At 44.1% G+C, this 12952-nt stretch carries 18 protein-coding genes; 3 read left to right on the top strand and 15 right to left on the bottom strand.

Features of this window, described 5'->3' with window-relative positions:
• Window positions 1-34: 34 nt before the first annotated feature.
• The 13 genes from ACFTRD_RS04225 to ACFTRD_RS04165 all read right to left on the bottom strand — a co-directional run bounded on the left by ACFTRD_RS04225 (window position 35) and on the right by ACFTRD_RS04165 (window position 7267).
• The gene (locus ACFTRD_RS04225) at window positions 35-289 is read right to left on the bottom strand and encodes a hypothetical protein (RefSeq protein WP_379377879.1); all 255 of its coding nucleotides are present in this window, start codon (window positions 287-289) and stop codon (window positions 35-37) included.
• 436 nt (window positions 290-725) lie between these two features.
• Complete coding sequence (locus ACFTRD_RS04220) at window positions 726-1208, bottom strand: GNAT family N-acetyltransferase (RefSeq protein ID WP_379377878.1); 483 nt, start codon at window positions 1206-1208, stop codon at window positions 726-728.
• Window positions 1209-1272: 64 nt separating this feature from the next.
• On the bottom strand, window positions 1273-1581 hold the full coding sequence (locus ACFTRD_RS04215; RefSeq protein WP_379377877.1) for a hypothetical protein: 309 nt from the start codon (window positions 1579-1581) through the stop codon (window positions 1273-1275).
• Between the two features lie 17 nt (window positions 1582-1598).
• Window positions 1599-2222 (bottom strand): hypothetical protein, encoded by a 624-nt coding sequence (locus tag ACFTRD_RS04210; protein ID WP_379377876.1) that lies wholly within the window; start codon window positions 2220-2222, stop codon window positions 1599-1601.
• Window positions 2223-2272: 50 nt separating this feature from the next.
• Entirely contained in the window at window positions 2273-2797 is a 525-nt protein-coding gene (locus ACFTRD_RS04205) for a hypothetical protein (protein ID WP_379377875.1), read from the bottom strand.
• Window positions 2798-2880: 83 nt separating this feature from the next.
• Window positions 2881-3216 (bottom strand): hypothetical protein, encoded by a 336-nt coding sequence (locus ACFTRD_RS04200; protein WP_379377874.1) that lies wholly within the window; start codon window positions 3214-3216, stop codon window positions 2881-2883.
• A gap of 61 nt (window positions 3217-3277) precedes the next feature.
• Complete coding sequence (locus ACFTRD_RS04195) at window positions 3278-3760, bottom strand: hypothetical protein (RefSeq protein WP_379377873.1); 483 nt, start codon at window positions 3758-3760, stop codon at window positions 3278-3280.
• A 226-nt stretch (window positions 3761-3986) separates the two neighbouring features.
• Window positions 3987-4394 carry a hypothetical protein gene (locus ACFTRD_RS04190; RefSeq protein WP_379377872.1) on the bottom strand — a complete coding sequence of 136 codons (408 nt, stop codon included), beginning with the start codon at window positions 4392-4394 and terminating at the stop codon, window positions 3987-3989.
• A gap of 34 nt (window positions 4395-4428) precedes the next feature.
• Window positions 4429-4950, bottom strand: a complete 522-nt coding sequence (locus ACFTRD_RS04185; RefSeq protein WP_379377871.1) for a GNAT family N-acetyltransferase — start codon at window positions 4948-4950, stop codon at window positions 4429-4431.
• Between the two features lie 186 nt (window positions 4951-5136).
• Window positions 5137-5364, bottom strand: coding sequence for a hypothetical protein (locus tag ACFTRD_RS04180; protein WP_379377870.1), 228 nt, complete (start codon window positions 5362-5364; stop codon window positions 5137-5139).
• A gap of 52 nt (window positions 5365-5416) precedes the next feature.
• Window positions 5417-5905: a cysteine hydrolase family protein gene (locus ACFTRD_RS04175; protein WP_379377869.1), complete on the bottom strand. Its 489-nt coding sequence runs from the start codon at window positions 5903-5905 to the stop codon at window positions 5417-5419.
• A 128-nt stretch (window positions 5906-6033) separates the two neighbouring features.
• Window positions 6034-6519 (bottom strand): DinB family protein, encoded by a 486-nt coding sequence (locus ACFTRD_RS04170; RefSeq protein WP_379377868.1) that lies wholly within the window; start codon window positions 6517-6519, stop codon window positions 6034-6036.
• Window positions 6520-6553: 34 nt separating this feature from the next.
• Complete coding sequence (locus ACFTRD_RS04165) at window positions 6554-7267, bottom strand: AAA family ATPase (protein WP_379377867.1); 714 nt, start codon at window positions 7265-7267, stop codon at window positions 6554-6556.
• Window positions 7268-7639: 372 nt separating this feature from the next.
• Here ACFTRD_RS04165 and ACFTRD_RS04160 point away from each other — a divergent pair, with 372 nt between their 5' ends.
• Genes ACFTRD_RS04160 through ACFTRD_RS04150 form a run of 3 tightly spaced genes read left to right on the top strand, consistent with a single transcriptional unit; the run spans window position 7640 to window position 10516 of the window.
• Window positions 7640-8524, top strand: a complete 885-nt coding sequence (locus tag ACFTRD_RS04160; RefSeq protein ID WP_379377866.1) for a BglG family transcription antiterminator — start codon at window positions 7640-7642, stop codon at window positions 8522-8524.
• The gene (locus tag ACFTRD_RS04155) at window positions 8521-9027 is read left to right on the top strand and encodes a PTS sugar transporter subunit IIA (protein WP_379377865.1); all 507 of its coding nucleotides are present in this window, start codon (window positions 8521-8523) and stop codon (window positions 9025-9027) included. Before ACFTRD_RS04160 ends, ACFTRD_RS04155 begins: the two co-directional genes overlap by 4 nt.
• A 31-nt stretch (window positions 9028-9058) precedes the next feature.
• A complete protein-coding gene (locus tag ACFTRD_RS04150) occupies window positions 9059-10516 on the top strand; it encodes a PTS transporter subunit EIIC (protein WP_379377864.1) in 1458 nt (485 codons plus the stop codon).
• Between the two features lie 399 nt (window positions 10517-10915).
• Here ACFTRD_RS04150 and ACFTRD_RS04145 read toward each other — a convergent pair whose 3' ends face one another.
• Complete coding sequence (locus ACFTRD_RS04145) at window positions 10916-11929, bottom strand: GtrA family protein (protein ID WP_379377863.1); 1014 nt, start codon at window positions 11927-11929, stop codon at window positions 10916-10918.
• Between the two features lie 2 nt (window positions 11930-11931).
• Window positions 11932-12918, bottom strand: coding sequence for a phosphodiester glycosidase family protein (locus tag ACFTRD_RS04140; RefSeq protein WP_379377862.1), 987 nt, complete (start codon window positions 12916-12918; stop codon window positions 11932-11934).
• Window positions 12919-12952: the final 34 nt, after the last annotated feature.

Here is a 12952-nt window from a genome sequence, read left to right as displayed (position 1 = left end):
CCCCCATGTCTCTCTTTCAGACTGTCATCTGGAATCAGATTACCGAACTGTTTTCCAGATACATCTCCTGATTTTGCCGAATGATTTCATTCATGTGTAAAATAGCTTCCTGAGCCGTGACTCGATATCTAGCGTATAGCTCTTCCGTTCTTTGCAGCAGGATCGGGTCTTTCTCCAAATCCGTGGGCAGAACCTCACGCCATGTGTCCCCAACTTTATTTTGATCTGTAATCAGACGCTCAATGTCATCTAGCAGAGTCACCATATCATTTTGGTTAAAATAGCGCATCCCATTCTTAATTCCATTCCAACTCTTCATGTCGATAATGTTATATGCCGAAAACCAATAAAACTCCGCCAAGCTCTTGGTGTGGTTATGATAGGAATAGAATAAAAATAACGCTGGTTGTCCTTCATGTAATTGTCGGTATACCTCTACTTTTTCTGCAACATCTTTACCTACGAACGGAGATCAACATCGGTTGGACGCACAGCCAGCTAAGCTGCTCAGAAGCCAAATCTTCTGGTTTGATTTTAACTTTCAATAACATGCTCCTCTCTACTTGCGATAATTGTAAATTCGAGCTTCACTTGAGTCATATGCTAAGGATTCTCAGGTGATTGTACTGCGGGATCATTCTCTCCACTTCATGTAAAGTTCTTTGTTCGCCATGTTATTCCTCTTTTTCATAAATTATGTAGTCTTGTTTACCGTAGTTCAAAGCCTACATCATTCTATAATGCAAAATCAGTTGAAGACCATGAATGCCCGTTTTTCGTTCTCCCATATCCAGAAAACCTGCTTTCAGATACAGCTTTTGTGCCGCAATATTCCCCTCATTCACAGCTAAAATAATTTCATTGATCTTTGGATCGAGCTGCTTAACCCATTCAGGCAGTGCCCTCATGGCAGCCATTGCATATCCATTCCCCTGATGTTCCATCGTAATGGATAACGCACGTACTAGTATTGTACGGGAAGCATCTCTTTCCTCTACGTATTCAGAATTTTTATGTAATATGAAGAAACCAACCGGAGTCTTATCATTTAAAATCACTACCGGATATTTGTTCGGATTTTGGAATGCCTCCTCCATCACTTCCGCAGGCATTGCAGTAAATTGGACTTGTTCATTACTTAACGAAAAATTAGCCAAGTCTTGATTGTACTTTTCATTATATGGGGCCAGGCTAATCCGTTTTTTCATTTTGGACACCTCTGCTTCCATTATAGTTTTTTTAGTGAATCAGATCATATAACCCCGCCCTTCATCAGACTTCTTTCTTTGCCAGTAACACTCTTATGATGCTTGTCGCATTGTCGAATTTCATCCGATTATTTTTCTGGCGGCAGTCCCATCCTTGATCTAATGCATGTTGAATGAGATTCGAAATCAGCTTGGGCTCATTGACAAATATATCCCACGTATCTTCCCAAGGGATAACAAACTCCACGAATGTAGATTTATACGCATTCGAAAATATACGGATTATAATGTCTTGTGCTTGCTCGTCCACAACGTACAGGAACAAAATATCTTTTATCACTATTTTACGGACTTGTTTCTTGTATACCTTCATAAATATCACTCCCTTGCTCAAGCAATGCAGCATAACTCTTCAAACACACCCCACTTTGTAAACAATTGTCTAAGTCTCCGGACTGTTGTGTGAATAAACTCTTCTATAGCTTCCATAGATAAAATGCTCAAATCACCTAAGGGCTCATTTTCAAGGTTATTTAAAAAGTCTACTTTTTCTTTTCTATATTGATACACCTCTTGTTCCAGCAATCCACCTAAATCAAAAGCTTTACCCGCTTCCAGCTTATTCAATAAATCATGGCCATCAGACCCTTTTCTCAAAATCATAAATTCCAGCTTCGTAACATCCTCCGTATAAATACTTCGTCCACTCGGATGAACTTCATATGCAGGATAAATCTCGAAAGTCCATACCCGATCCGTATATACATGAGCAATGTACCCGCACAAATAATGCATGAACTTAGGATCATTATTCGCTCGCTGCTGGTTGGAATTGAAAGATGCCCTAAGCTCTTCGTCTGTTGCGAACCGTCCTGCCTCTGGCATAAGATGCGTTTTTGCCTTTTCTGCTCTTTCATTCGTTCTCACATGAATGGAGTCAGGTGCAAGACTTCCCACTATAAATTCAGGGGTTGGATCAGATAATAATTCCGACGCGATTGCAAAATGAACCATGGGCCACGGCATGTAAGGACTCCTTTCTCTATTAAACTCAGATGTTTACATTATAAAGAATTGCAGATGATACATCCAAAACATGATAAATACACCGAATGCTGATTACACATTGGATAGCCCTCTGGGATCGTTGGCACCTCGTCACCTTCATAAGGTGTTATCCATTCGAGGTAATTTTGAGAATTTACATGTTTTTGCTCAAAACTTTCAATCATTTGATAGAAATGCTGAAATGTAATGTTGCTCCATTGCACACTGGGCTCATAATTCAATATAGCCCATCCCGTTTTAAGCATCGCCCCTTCGATTGTCTCTAACAAGAATTTTTTCATAGGATAAAAATCTTCTTCTGTCCATGGCATTTCATCCATATCAAACCCAACGTTCCCACGGCCTACACAATTTTGGTCGTGTTGCGCAAGCCAAATGATAAATTCTTTTTCTCGATCAATTGTTGCAGTCTGCGACCCACTTAGAACTAAAAGCTCAAAAAAAATTTGAGTCGAGGTGTTTGTCATTCTTAATGATTCTACAGAATCCACAATCGACTCAGGCACTGAAAACTGGTTCATAGGACTCTCCTTTACTCTTTCATATGCCAAGGATGATGGGTTACTACTGCAAACTTACATGTATGACTTGAGTGATTCATATTTTAACCATCTGAATTTTGAATCAACTGATTAAATATGTCTTTATACTGTGTCGACTCAGGAAATTTTTCATTAATATACTTTATTCTACTCCAGAAGTCATCTTCATAAATTGAATTTGTGCCCTCAGCAAATGATAGTGCAAGATTGTGAAAAGCGTTTGTCATATAAAATATGAGCAAACCATTTCTTTTGGTATCCTCAACCTCTTCAATTGAGGAATATGCTAACTTGGATGCAATCACACGTATATCTAAAAAAGCTTGATATATTAATGTTTGGTATGCTGAAATTTTGTTCTGTTCCATTTCTACACCTCTTTTCTCGTCTCTTTTCAAATGGTTCACTTCTCCTCATAATCAGCAGCTATGTTCCATAAGAAAATTTCACTTTAGAAGATCAAATACCAAAATGCACAATGCATTTTTCACTTACCTCAGCGTTTTTTGCCATATTGGAAAGTTTATTTAATTCGTTTATCAATTCAACTCTGTTATACAGAAGTTCCTCGTAATAGCCCCTCTGTTTATTTCCATCAAAACAATAATCCCCTCTAAGCTTGATCTGATTGGGAGCAAGGTTGAATACACCAACCCATGCGTGAATCAGTTGATGCAACTTCGACAAAGCATCTTTTTCTTCAATAACAGTTATTCCATAGTTGTTCAGTCCACTACATCTTTTACAGGTAGATGGATTCCACGTATTCAACCAGTTAAGAGAATCCTGATTGTATGAAATGAACTCATCTTCCAAGTAAGCATGTTCCTCTGCCATTAGTCCGCTTTTATGTATAACCCCATGAGCATCCCATGAGTAGGAGGTGTAGATCAATTCACTTATATTGGACTTATTTTCAACAACAAAATTATGAATAGGCATGCTTTCCGACCCTCGTTTCTCTCGTGGTCCCCTTTTCATTCATCATAACCCATGTATTGGTAAATGCGAAGTGGTTTTAAGTTCAGAATTGTGCACTTGCAACTCCTTTTGAAAATAGACAAAATACAAAAAAAGATCCTTTTTGACTCCCAAAGAAGGAAGGCAAACAGAATCTAATTAAGTATAGAGTTAGATAATTGAAATAGTAACACGGTTAACTTTACATCTAAAAGATCCTTCTTTTGACCAGAATCTCAGTTCCTTCTTCTTTGTACTTCTCAATAAATTCATTGGTCACATGATCATGATGAAGTATGCCCATATAGTCTGTGCCCGGCTTCTTCGGTCTGTAATCTGAGTCGATCATGTAGATATTGAAGAGCACCTCATCTTCGTCTTCTGACACGTCCGTATTATTGAAAAGTGCAATCACTTCATCTTTAGTTAGAAACTGAAAGTCGCCTTGACTCTCTATAATATAAAAAGGATATTTCAAGTCCTCTACATGAATCAAATTTTGATGTACCTTCAGCCCTTCTGGTATTAGCTCCATGTACTGCACGGCTACCTCTTCTGCCTGAAATATTCCTGAAATCCAATTGGACTTGCCTTTTGAAGCTAATATAATAATCAAATTAATCTTCCTTCCTATCACGATTCACATAAATCTAGTCTGTTCTTGCATATACAAATGTCTGTGACAGAATTCGATGGCTGCCAGCGACATTCTCGATTTCAATGCTATATTCAGACTCGACATATTCAATGTGATGTTGTTCATAGTATTTCTTCCAGAACGAAACAGCGGATTGGTTGTTAGCCAGTTGCTCCACTTTGAATCTGCCCTGAAATTGTGCAAACACCAAATCAACAGCCTGAGCTGCCAATCCTTGTCCACGATACTTTTTGACCAGAAACAGTTCTTGTACCGTATAATCTACATCATCATCTACATATGGAGGAGAGCAAACCAGCACAAATCCGATAACCTTCCCCTCATATTGAATAAAAAACGGATGTAATTCCGCTCGTTCAAGATAGAGATAGGTATTCGTTGGATCGTATTTTCCCTCTTCAAGCAGTTCCTCCCCCGTAAATTCGGACAGATCATATAAATACAAGTTGTAGAGGTTAAGAAATAATTCCTTATTTTCTGTCAAAATACTCGTGATTTGTACATTCATCATCATTGCACATCTCCCTTATCATGTGTTGTACGCTCATCCTTATCGATGTATACAGCACGATTGTTGTGTCCTGCCCCCAATATATCGTTTCAACTACCGCAGATATAGGCAAAGTTTGATTTAAACCATGAAGTACCCACACCTGGAGAAAGGCTTTTGCATAAAAAATAGACCCTTTACAGAGTCCGCTTAGGCATATTTGTCGTTTGTTTTTTTCTTCCCAAGGTATGCGATGGCAAGTGCAGCTGGGCTAACAAAAGGTAAAAAATTCAGCCAACCCATATATGTAAGTATGGGAGCCAGTATCGATATCACACCGAAAAACAGCGTAAGTGGGGATTTTTTCTTTAACCCCTGAACAAGTAGTACTAACCCTACTGCAAGCCACATGACCAAAGCGATGATAAGCATATTCAAAGCCATCACCTCCATTTTTACAGTAATCAACGATATCTTAATTAACCAGCAATTATTTGCTTAGATAATTAACGACAGGATAAGAAATCACGTTCCGGTCTCTGTAGGTTGAAATCACCGCTTCGGGATGCGTACTGAGAGTCCCATTTTGCAACATGACCGGTCTAAATCCTCGCTCCATCGCTCCATTATAGGTAAATAACACACATTCCTCCGCGGCAAACCCTGCAATGATCAACAGCTCAACACCGTGGCTCTTCAAAATTTTTTCCAAGTCTGTCTGCCAGAATGCATTGGAACTTTCCTTCGCAATAGTCAGGTCCTTCTCATTCACATCCACCTCAGAGATAATACGATACGCCTCAGAATTTGAATCCTCCATACCTTCCACATCTTGTACATGTACGACCACATGGCCGCTCGAACGCAGCACGTCTGCAACATAATTGATATATTCACAAGCGCGGTCTATTGCTTTTTGATCTAACTTATCTCGTACAATACTCTCTTGCATATCCACAATTAGGAAACCAATTTTCATCCATACACTCCTCAAAATATAATTTAACGTCTTATTGGAAATTTTAATCTATCCGAGCCACAGGGTATAAAACTGCTCACATATATATTCGGTTTTACAGGCGCTACTCCTTTAAATCAAGTACGGCTTCATTCTGCTGGATCTTTGAATTTCTTTCTCAGCATCATGATCTGTCCAATATGATATGCATTATGAATACACACATTGGATATCACATTCCACCATGGGGCATTGAAGTACGAGGGGATGGGCGTCCCCAGTTTTACTTCATCACTATCCTCTACAGCCTGTATCCAGCGACTAAATGTTGCACCAATGTGTGCAATGCTTTTCTGCCAATCTTCTTCACTTACCTGGGATGGGTCAACAATGAACGTCTCATCATTATTTATGCTCTTGTCCATAACCACTTCACCCTTAATGAATCGATCCAACCAAGTTTCATTCCAGAAAGTCATATGATTCACCAACCTCCAGATGGATTGCCCCTCATCATTCAGCCATAAGGCCTGCATAGCGGTTACATCACGTAACATCTCGTCCAGCGGGACAAACCAGCTCTTGTCATGATGACAGGCAGCCAGTTGATCCAACAATATCAATTTGGTACTCATGTTCGGCTCCCTTCCTTCTTTTAAAATAAAATCATTAGTCTTTGAACAACTCGTTCAGCATCCGGTCACGGTTTTCCAGAAAACTGCGGGTGATCTGATAATGTTCTGTATCCTCATAGTCCACTTCCTGAATCCCACCATCGTCAAAGCTCAGAATGCACGCTCCCGGATATCCCAATAGAATCGGCGAATGTGTCGCGATAATAAATTGGGAATTGTCTGATAGATCGTGAAGAATGCGCAACAAGGAGAGTTGACGGGCTGGAGATAATGCGGCTTCGGGCTCATCGAGCAGATAGATGCCTTTGGAATTAAATCGGTTTACGAACAGATTGAGAAAAGACTCCCCATGGGATTGTTCGTGCAACGAACGACCGCCATAATACCTGAGAGACTCCGGCCCCAACTCATCTACATGAGATGCGAATTGATAGAAAGACTCCGAGCGCATGAAGAAACCATTCGTAATTTTGGGCAACCAGGCTAGTCTTAGATAATTCCCGAGCGACGATTCAGAAGCATAAATCTCAAATGCATTATTCCTCCCGCCCCCGGCTGTATTAAATCCACATTGATGAGCAATACCTTCGAGCAGTGTGGACTTGCCCGATCCATTTTCACCAACAAAGAACGTAATGTTATTGTTGAATTCCAATCGATCCAGAGACTGTATGGACGGTATATGAAACGGATATTGATCTGGATTCTCGACTTTAGCAGACAGTAACTCCACACTTCGAAGATACATAGACACGCTCCTATTCATGTTAGATTTGGCTCCATCTACCCGAACACGATTCAACAACGGATCACACTCATTCCACCTTAAAAGGTGATCATGGCTCCTTTTTCATCAAATACGGCAGGTATCTTTTCATTTAACATCCCCTATATTAAACGACGAACAGACGGATGACAAAATTATGGTTGACGGCATCAGACCAACTTCTATATGATGTAGAAAGAATGTACTGCATAAAAACATAAAATGAATTGGCGTGTTACCATTCCAGAGGGCATGAGCCAAGAAGCGAACATGAGACCATACTCGCTTCTTGGCTCTTTTTGCCGTTTCCGGGACCTGGAAGCGCTAACTTTAGAAACGAGGAGGCGGTGAACCGTGAGTAAAGGAATGCTGCTGCAGGTGGAGCGGGTCGTCGGCAGCAATATTGTTCTGGCCCGGTCGCACCAGAGTACCAAGGAGTACGTGCTGATCGGCAAAGGGTTGGGATTTGCGTTCAAAGGGGAAAGCACCATTCAGGCCGATGATCCGCGGATTGAGAAAAGGTTCCGGCTGGAGGACCGGGAGGAGTGGGGGCAGGCGCAGGAGTTGATGAAGGACTTGGACCCCAATGTCATCGACATCTCTGACCAGATTATCCGTCTCATCGCTGATCAGTTTCCTGGCAAGCTGAATGACAAGATCTACCTTGCTCTTCCAAGTCATATTCAGTTCACCTTATATCGGCTCCGCAACGGGATGGAGATTCTGAATCCTTTCCTTACGGAGACAAAGCTCAGTTTTCCGAAAGAATTCAAAATCGCTTCGGAAGCGGCGGCCATGATCGGAGAGGCCTTTGCCGTAGAGGTTCCGGAGGATGAGGCGGGGTTCCTGACATACCATGTGTACTCCTCCGTAAATCACGTCCCTGTCGGACAGCTGGTTAAGGTATCAAATGTAATCAGGAAGCTTCAGTCCATTATTGAAGAGCAGGTTGGCGTTCGCTTTGGGCAGGGCAGCCTTAGCCAGGCAAGACTCATGATACACCTGCGCTTTTCCATGGAACGCCTGTATCAGAAGCCGATGACGGCCCCCACCTTCGCACAATATGTGCAAAATGGGTATCCATCCGAATACCAGCTGGCCAGAAAGCTAAGTGCTGTCATGGCCGAGGATTTGGGTACAGAGGTACCCGAGGAAGAAACGGCTTTTCTCGCCATGCATTTATACCGGCTTTTTCAAACCCATGCCAAAACCAACAACAGAGAGGACAACACACAATGATCTGGAAATGGAAAAACAATAAATCTGCTAAAACATCTGAGACAATATCCATCGTATCCCCGCTCACCGGAACCTGCGTCAGTTTGGAAGAAGTGCCTGACGAAGCGTTCGCGCAAGGACTAATGGGTCCAGGAGTTGCAGTGATTCCCCAGGAGGGCAGGCTGGTCGCCCCTATCGACGGCACTGTAGTGCACCTGATTAAATCGCATCATGCCGTAATGATTGAGCATGCTTCCGGGCTGCAGCTGCTGCTGCATATCGGTATGAATACTGTCAGTCTGAAAGGACAGGGCTTCACCCCCCAAGTGCAGACCGGGGATCAGGTCGCTGTCGGTCAAACCCTGATCGAATTTGACCTGAATGCTATCGCTTCGGCTGGTTATCCGGTCATCACCCCTGTCATCGTTGCGAATGCGGCAGAACAGCCGTGGGAGTCACACCCGACGTATGGCAACGTAGAAGCGGGCTTGGGAACTATCATGAAAGTCAGCTTGCCCAAATAACATAAATCTAAAAAAAGAAAGGAAGAACAATATGCTGAAAGCACTGCAAAAGCTGGGAAGATCCCTGATGCTTCCTGTGGCAACCCTGCCTGCAGCAGGTATTCTTCAAGGCTTGGGTCTTCTTAATTATGAAAAGGACATTCCGCTCGGACCCGTGATAGGGGGATTTCTCAATCAGTATGTAGTTCCATTCATGAATGAGGGAGCGGGGGCGATCTTCGGCAACCTTGCGCTCATCTTCGCCATCGGGGTGGCAATCGGACTGGCGGGGGATGCGGTCGCCGCTCTTTCCGCCCTGATCGCTTATATGGTGCTGATTCGGATTCTGGGAGCCGTTCCAGGTGTATTCGGCTATATTCCTGACGATGTCAAGCTGGATACAGGCGTTTTGGGCGGGATATTTGCCGGACTGCTTGCAGCCTATATGTATAATAAATACCACAATATCAAGCTTCCTGACTGGCTCGGCTTCTTCTCGGGCAAACGCTTTGTGCCGATGGTCACCGCCGGCTCCATGCTGGTGTTGGCCATCCTGATCGGCATGATCTGGAGCCCGATTCAGGATGCCATCGGCGCTTTCGGCGCCTGGATTGTAGGCTTTGGCGGCATTGGCTCCATGGTGTTCATGATCGCCAACCGCCTGCTCATCCCGCTCGGTCTGCATCATGTCCTCAACTCCATCGCCTGGTTCCAGATCGGGGATTATACCAATGCAGCCGGGGAAGTCGTGCACGGGGACCTAACCCGCTTCTTCAACGGAGACCCTACAGCAGGCATGTTCATGTCTGGATTCTTCCCGATTATGATGTTCGCTCTTCCGGCGGCGGCGCTTGCCTTGATTCATACAGCCAGGCCTGAAAAGCGCAAAATGGTCGCTTCGATCTTTATCGGCGCAGCGGTGGCTTCGTTCTTAACGGGTATTACCGAACCGCTCGAGTTCTCCTTCATGTTCGCGGCGCCTCTGCTGTATGTGATGCACGCTATTCTTACCGGTGCAGCGGCCCTGATCATGTATCTGCTGAATGTTAAGCTTGGCTTCGCCTTCTCGGCAGGTCTGATTGATTACCTCGTGAACATGAAGCTATCGACCAATCCGCTGCTCATGATTCCAGTTGGACTCACATTTGCGGTCGTCTATTATTTCCTGTTCCGGTTCATGATTGTCAAGTTCAACCTGAAAACGCCGGGGCGCGAGGATGACGCTTATGATGCCGATATCCCCACTGATGCTTCCTCCGTGGCAGCGGCGTCTGCCGACACCAAAGCTGGCAAAGTGCTCGCCGAGATCGGTGGAACAGATAATATCGAGAGCATCGATGCCTGCATCACTCGCCTCCGTCTTGTTGTTAGGGACGACAAAGCCGTCAACGACCAGGCGCTCAAACAGCTTGGCGCTTCCGGCATCATGAGGCTCGGTGGCGGAGCTGTGCAGGTCATCTTCGGCACCCAGTCCGAAATTCTGAAGGATGAGATTAAGAAGCTGATGTAATGCTCGTCCTCCTTTGAATTTAAAAGGTCGAGAACAGGGTAAACATCCCCCTGTTCTCGACCTTTTTTTATTAACCAAGAAGCGCAGGATATTCTTTTGAGTGGCCATGTCTCCTTTTGGTCTATGAGGTAGGGCTGAGCACGAAGCCGCGGAGAGAACGAAGAAATTCCGGAAAAGCGTCAGTGTTCTCCTTTGCCCCCTAATTTCTCGCTAAAACATAATTTGAAATTTGGGGGGCAACTGCGATTGGAGGAATGATTCGTTCTCCCTGTTTCAAATTAATGGATGCAAACTTGCGAAAAATCCCAACTACCTCCATCGTACCCCATGACGAGGTAAACATAAAACGGTTCTGAATGAAAAAAAAGAGAGCAAGCAGTGTGCTTACTCTCTTTAGTGTTAATACACAAATCTGCGTTGTGCCCAATAGCTGAACACAAAGATCGACACCTCCGTTAACAGCTTGGCTGCAATCAGCGGGATAATCAGTTTTTCATTGTAGAAGTACAACAATCCGTAATTTAATAGCAGCACCAGAACGACCAGTGAGAAGTATTTCGGTAAAGACTGACGGACTTTGGACGTTTTTCCCGCTGAGAATACATACTTTCGATTGATCGTATAATTGAAAATCGAGCTGCAAAGTCTCGCTGCAACAACCGACAGGAACAGATTATGCGTGAAATACTGGATCACGAACAGTAAGCCAAAATCAATCAAGGCCGATAACACCGAAGACGTACTGAACATCAGAATCGGCATATAAATGCGGAATGAATCTACTAATGGGCGAAAATGAGAGGATTTGTTATAATCCAAATAGACCGTATCTATAAACTCTTCCGTGATCTCATACCCTTCTTTATGCGCTGTCAGCAACATGTTCATCTCGTATTCAAATCGTTCCCCCGGTATCTGGCACAGCCAGTCCAGCATCGAGTAAGGAAAACCTCGCAGGCCTGTCTGCGTATCATATACTTTCGTACCTGTCGTGAGAGAAAAGACACCTCGTGTGACCGTGTTGCCGAAACGGCTGCGCCTTGGAATGGTTCCACTGAACCGACGACTCCCCAGTACAATCCCCGGCGCAGTCTGCTCCAATAGTACATCGAAGATGCGTTTGATATCATGCGGCAGATGCTGTCCGTCACTGTCTGCGCATACGATACCGCCCTGTAGACCATGTCCCTTGATATATTGGAATCCTGTCTTGAGCGCACGTCCCTTGCCCAGATTAACTGTATGTGTCAGGACTGTACACCCATAGGCTTCTGCCGTCTCGAAAATCCCCCGGTAACCTGGCCCGCTGCCATCATCTACAATGACAATAGGTCCTAACTGAAACGTCTGCAACTGTAAAATGAGATTCAATAAACGAACATCCGGTTCGTATGATGGAATTAATATCGTCATGCTTATTGTCCCTCCTTCAGATAAAGGATGTCACTTACGCCTCGTTCCTGATTTCTCCCCAGCGGGTTGTTGACAACCCGACCCATGAAGTACATCGTGGATGAGCCGCCGCCGTCCAGATTGTAGGCTTCCGTTGCGCCAAGACCTTTCATGACATCAGCAAGCTCTGCCAAGGTCATACCACGGCTGTCATCCTGCCGTCCGTCCACCACAACGAATACATAATGATTCGGGGCAATCATGCCGATCGCCGTTCTTGGATTCGCATCCTGGATCGACCGGTTACCAAAGTTGTTATCGATTTTCACACTGCTGAAGTCACTTACAATCTCACCGTCCTGAATCAGAATTGGCCCAAAAGATAATGTATTGGTCGCGCCTTCCGCCAGCAGTTCCGATGAGGATTCTTCCGTCTCGTTATACGTTTTCATCGTACCGTCACTGAATAGCGCCATCGCATCACGAACCGGATCATCCCGATATACCGTGCCATTACGGATAATCACGCCGTCATCACGGAAGCCGTAATAGTCACCATTGATCGCAAATATGGCGTTGTTGTCCGCTGCAATCTCTGAAGTGTTTTCGGTAATATTCGTGCCAAAGCTGTTATCTGCCAGAGCCGAGCGCAGGCTGCTCGCATCTGTTAGCTGTACATCTGCGACGTAATACGTGAGCTGATCTGAGCCTGAGCCCGTCTGCACCTTGTCGATCTTGACTTGCATATCATCGCTGGAATAGTTCCAGTCATCTGACGTTGCATTCACTTCAGTCGCCGTGGTTGAAGTATCACTGGAGGTGCTGGTTGCAGATGTATTGTCATCCGCTACAACAACCTGTACATGCCGGATTAAGTAGCGATCTGCCAGACTGTATATCACAGTACCAAGGCCCAGAACAATAACAAGTGTGATCATCAGCCATTTGCGCCTTGGTTTTGCATTTTTATTGGGATCGTTCTCGTTGGATTTTGGATAGATCTTCATCATGTGAAGCTCACCTCTTCATCTAAAATTCTAGGTT

The organism is Paenibacillus sp. NPDC056933, assembly GCF_042674385.1.
Lineage (GTDB): Bacteria > Bacillota > Bacilli > Paenibacillales > Paenibacillaceae > Paenibacillus.
The sequence above is the reverse complement of the archived record's forward strand: the minus strand, read 5'-3'. Positions and strand labels throughout refer to the sequence as shown.

Excerpts from the sequence above, each read along its gene's own strand:
- ACFTRD_RS04170 (WP_379377868.1), bottom strand. The coding sequence starts at position 6,519 with ATGAGTACCAAATTGATATTGTTGGATCAACTGGCTGCCTGTCATCAT.
- ACFTRD_RS04215 (WP_379377877.1), bottom strand. The coding sequence starts at position 1,581 with ATGAAGGTATACAAGAAACAAGTCCGTAAAATAGTGATAAAAGATATT.
- ACFTRD_RS04165 (WP_379377867.1), bottom strand. The coding sequence starts at position 7,267 with ATGTATCTTCGAAGTGTGGAGTTACTGTCTGCTAAAGTCGAGAATCCA.
- ACFTRD_RS04185 (WP_379377871.1), bottom strand. The coding sequence starts at position 4,950 with ATGATGATGAATGTACAAATCACGAGTATTTTGACAGAAAATAAGGAA.
- ACFTRD_RS04195 (WP_379377873.1), bottom strand. The coding sequence starts at position 3,760 with ATGCCTATTCATAATTTTGTTGTTGAAAATAAGTCCAATATAAGTGAA.
- ACFTRD_RS04210 (WP_379377876.1), bottom strand. The coding sequence starts at position 2,222 with ATGGTTCATTTTGCAATCGCGTCGGAATTATTATCTGATCCAACCCCT.
- ACFTRD_RS04140 (WP_379377862.1), bottom strand. The coding sequence starts at position 12,918 with ATGATGAAGATCTATCCAAAATCCAACGAGAACGATCCCAATAAAAAT.
- ACFTRD_RS04205 (WP_379377875.1), bottom strand. The coding sequence starts at position 2,797 with ATGAACCAGTTTTCAGTGCCTGAGTCGATTGTGGATTCTGTAGAATCA.
- ACFTRD_RS04225 (WP_379377879.1), bottom strand. The coding sequence starts at position 289 with ATGCGCTATTTTAACCAAAATGATATGGTGACTCTGCTAGATGACATT.
- ACFTRD_RS04175 (WP_379377869.1), bottom strand. The coding sequence starts at position 5,905 with ATGAAAATTGGTTTCCTAATTGTGGATATGCAAGAGAGTATTGTACGA.
- ACFTRD_RS04155 (WP_379377865.1), top strand. The coding sequence starts at position 8,521 with ATGATCTGGAAATGGAAAAACAATAAATCTGCTAAAACATCTGAGACA.
- ACFTRD_RS04145 (WP_379377863.1), bottom strand. The coding sequence starts at position 11,929 with ATGACGATATTAATTCCATCATACGAACCGGATGTTCGTTTATTGAAT.
- ACFTRD_RS04150 (WP_379377864.1), top strand. The coding sequence starts at position 9,059 with ATGCTGAAAGCACTGCAAAAGCTGGGAAGATCCCTGATGCTTCCTGTG.
- ACFTRD_RS04220 (WP_379377878.1), bottom strand. The coding sequence starts at position 1,208 with ATGAAAAAACGGATTAGCCTGGCCCCATATAATGAAAAGTACAATCAA.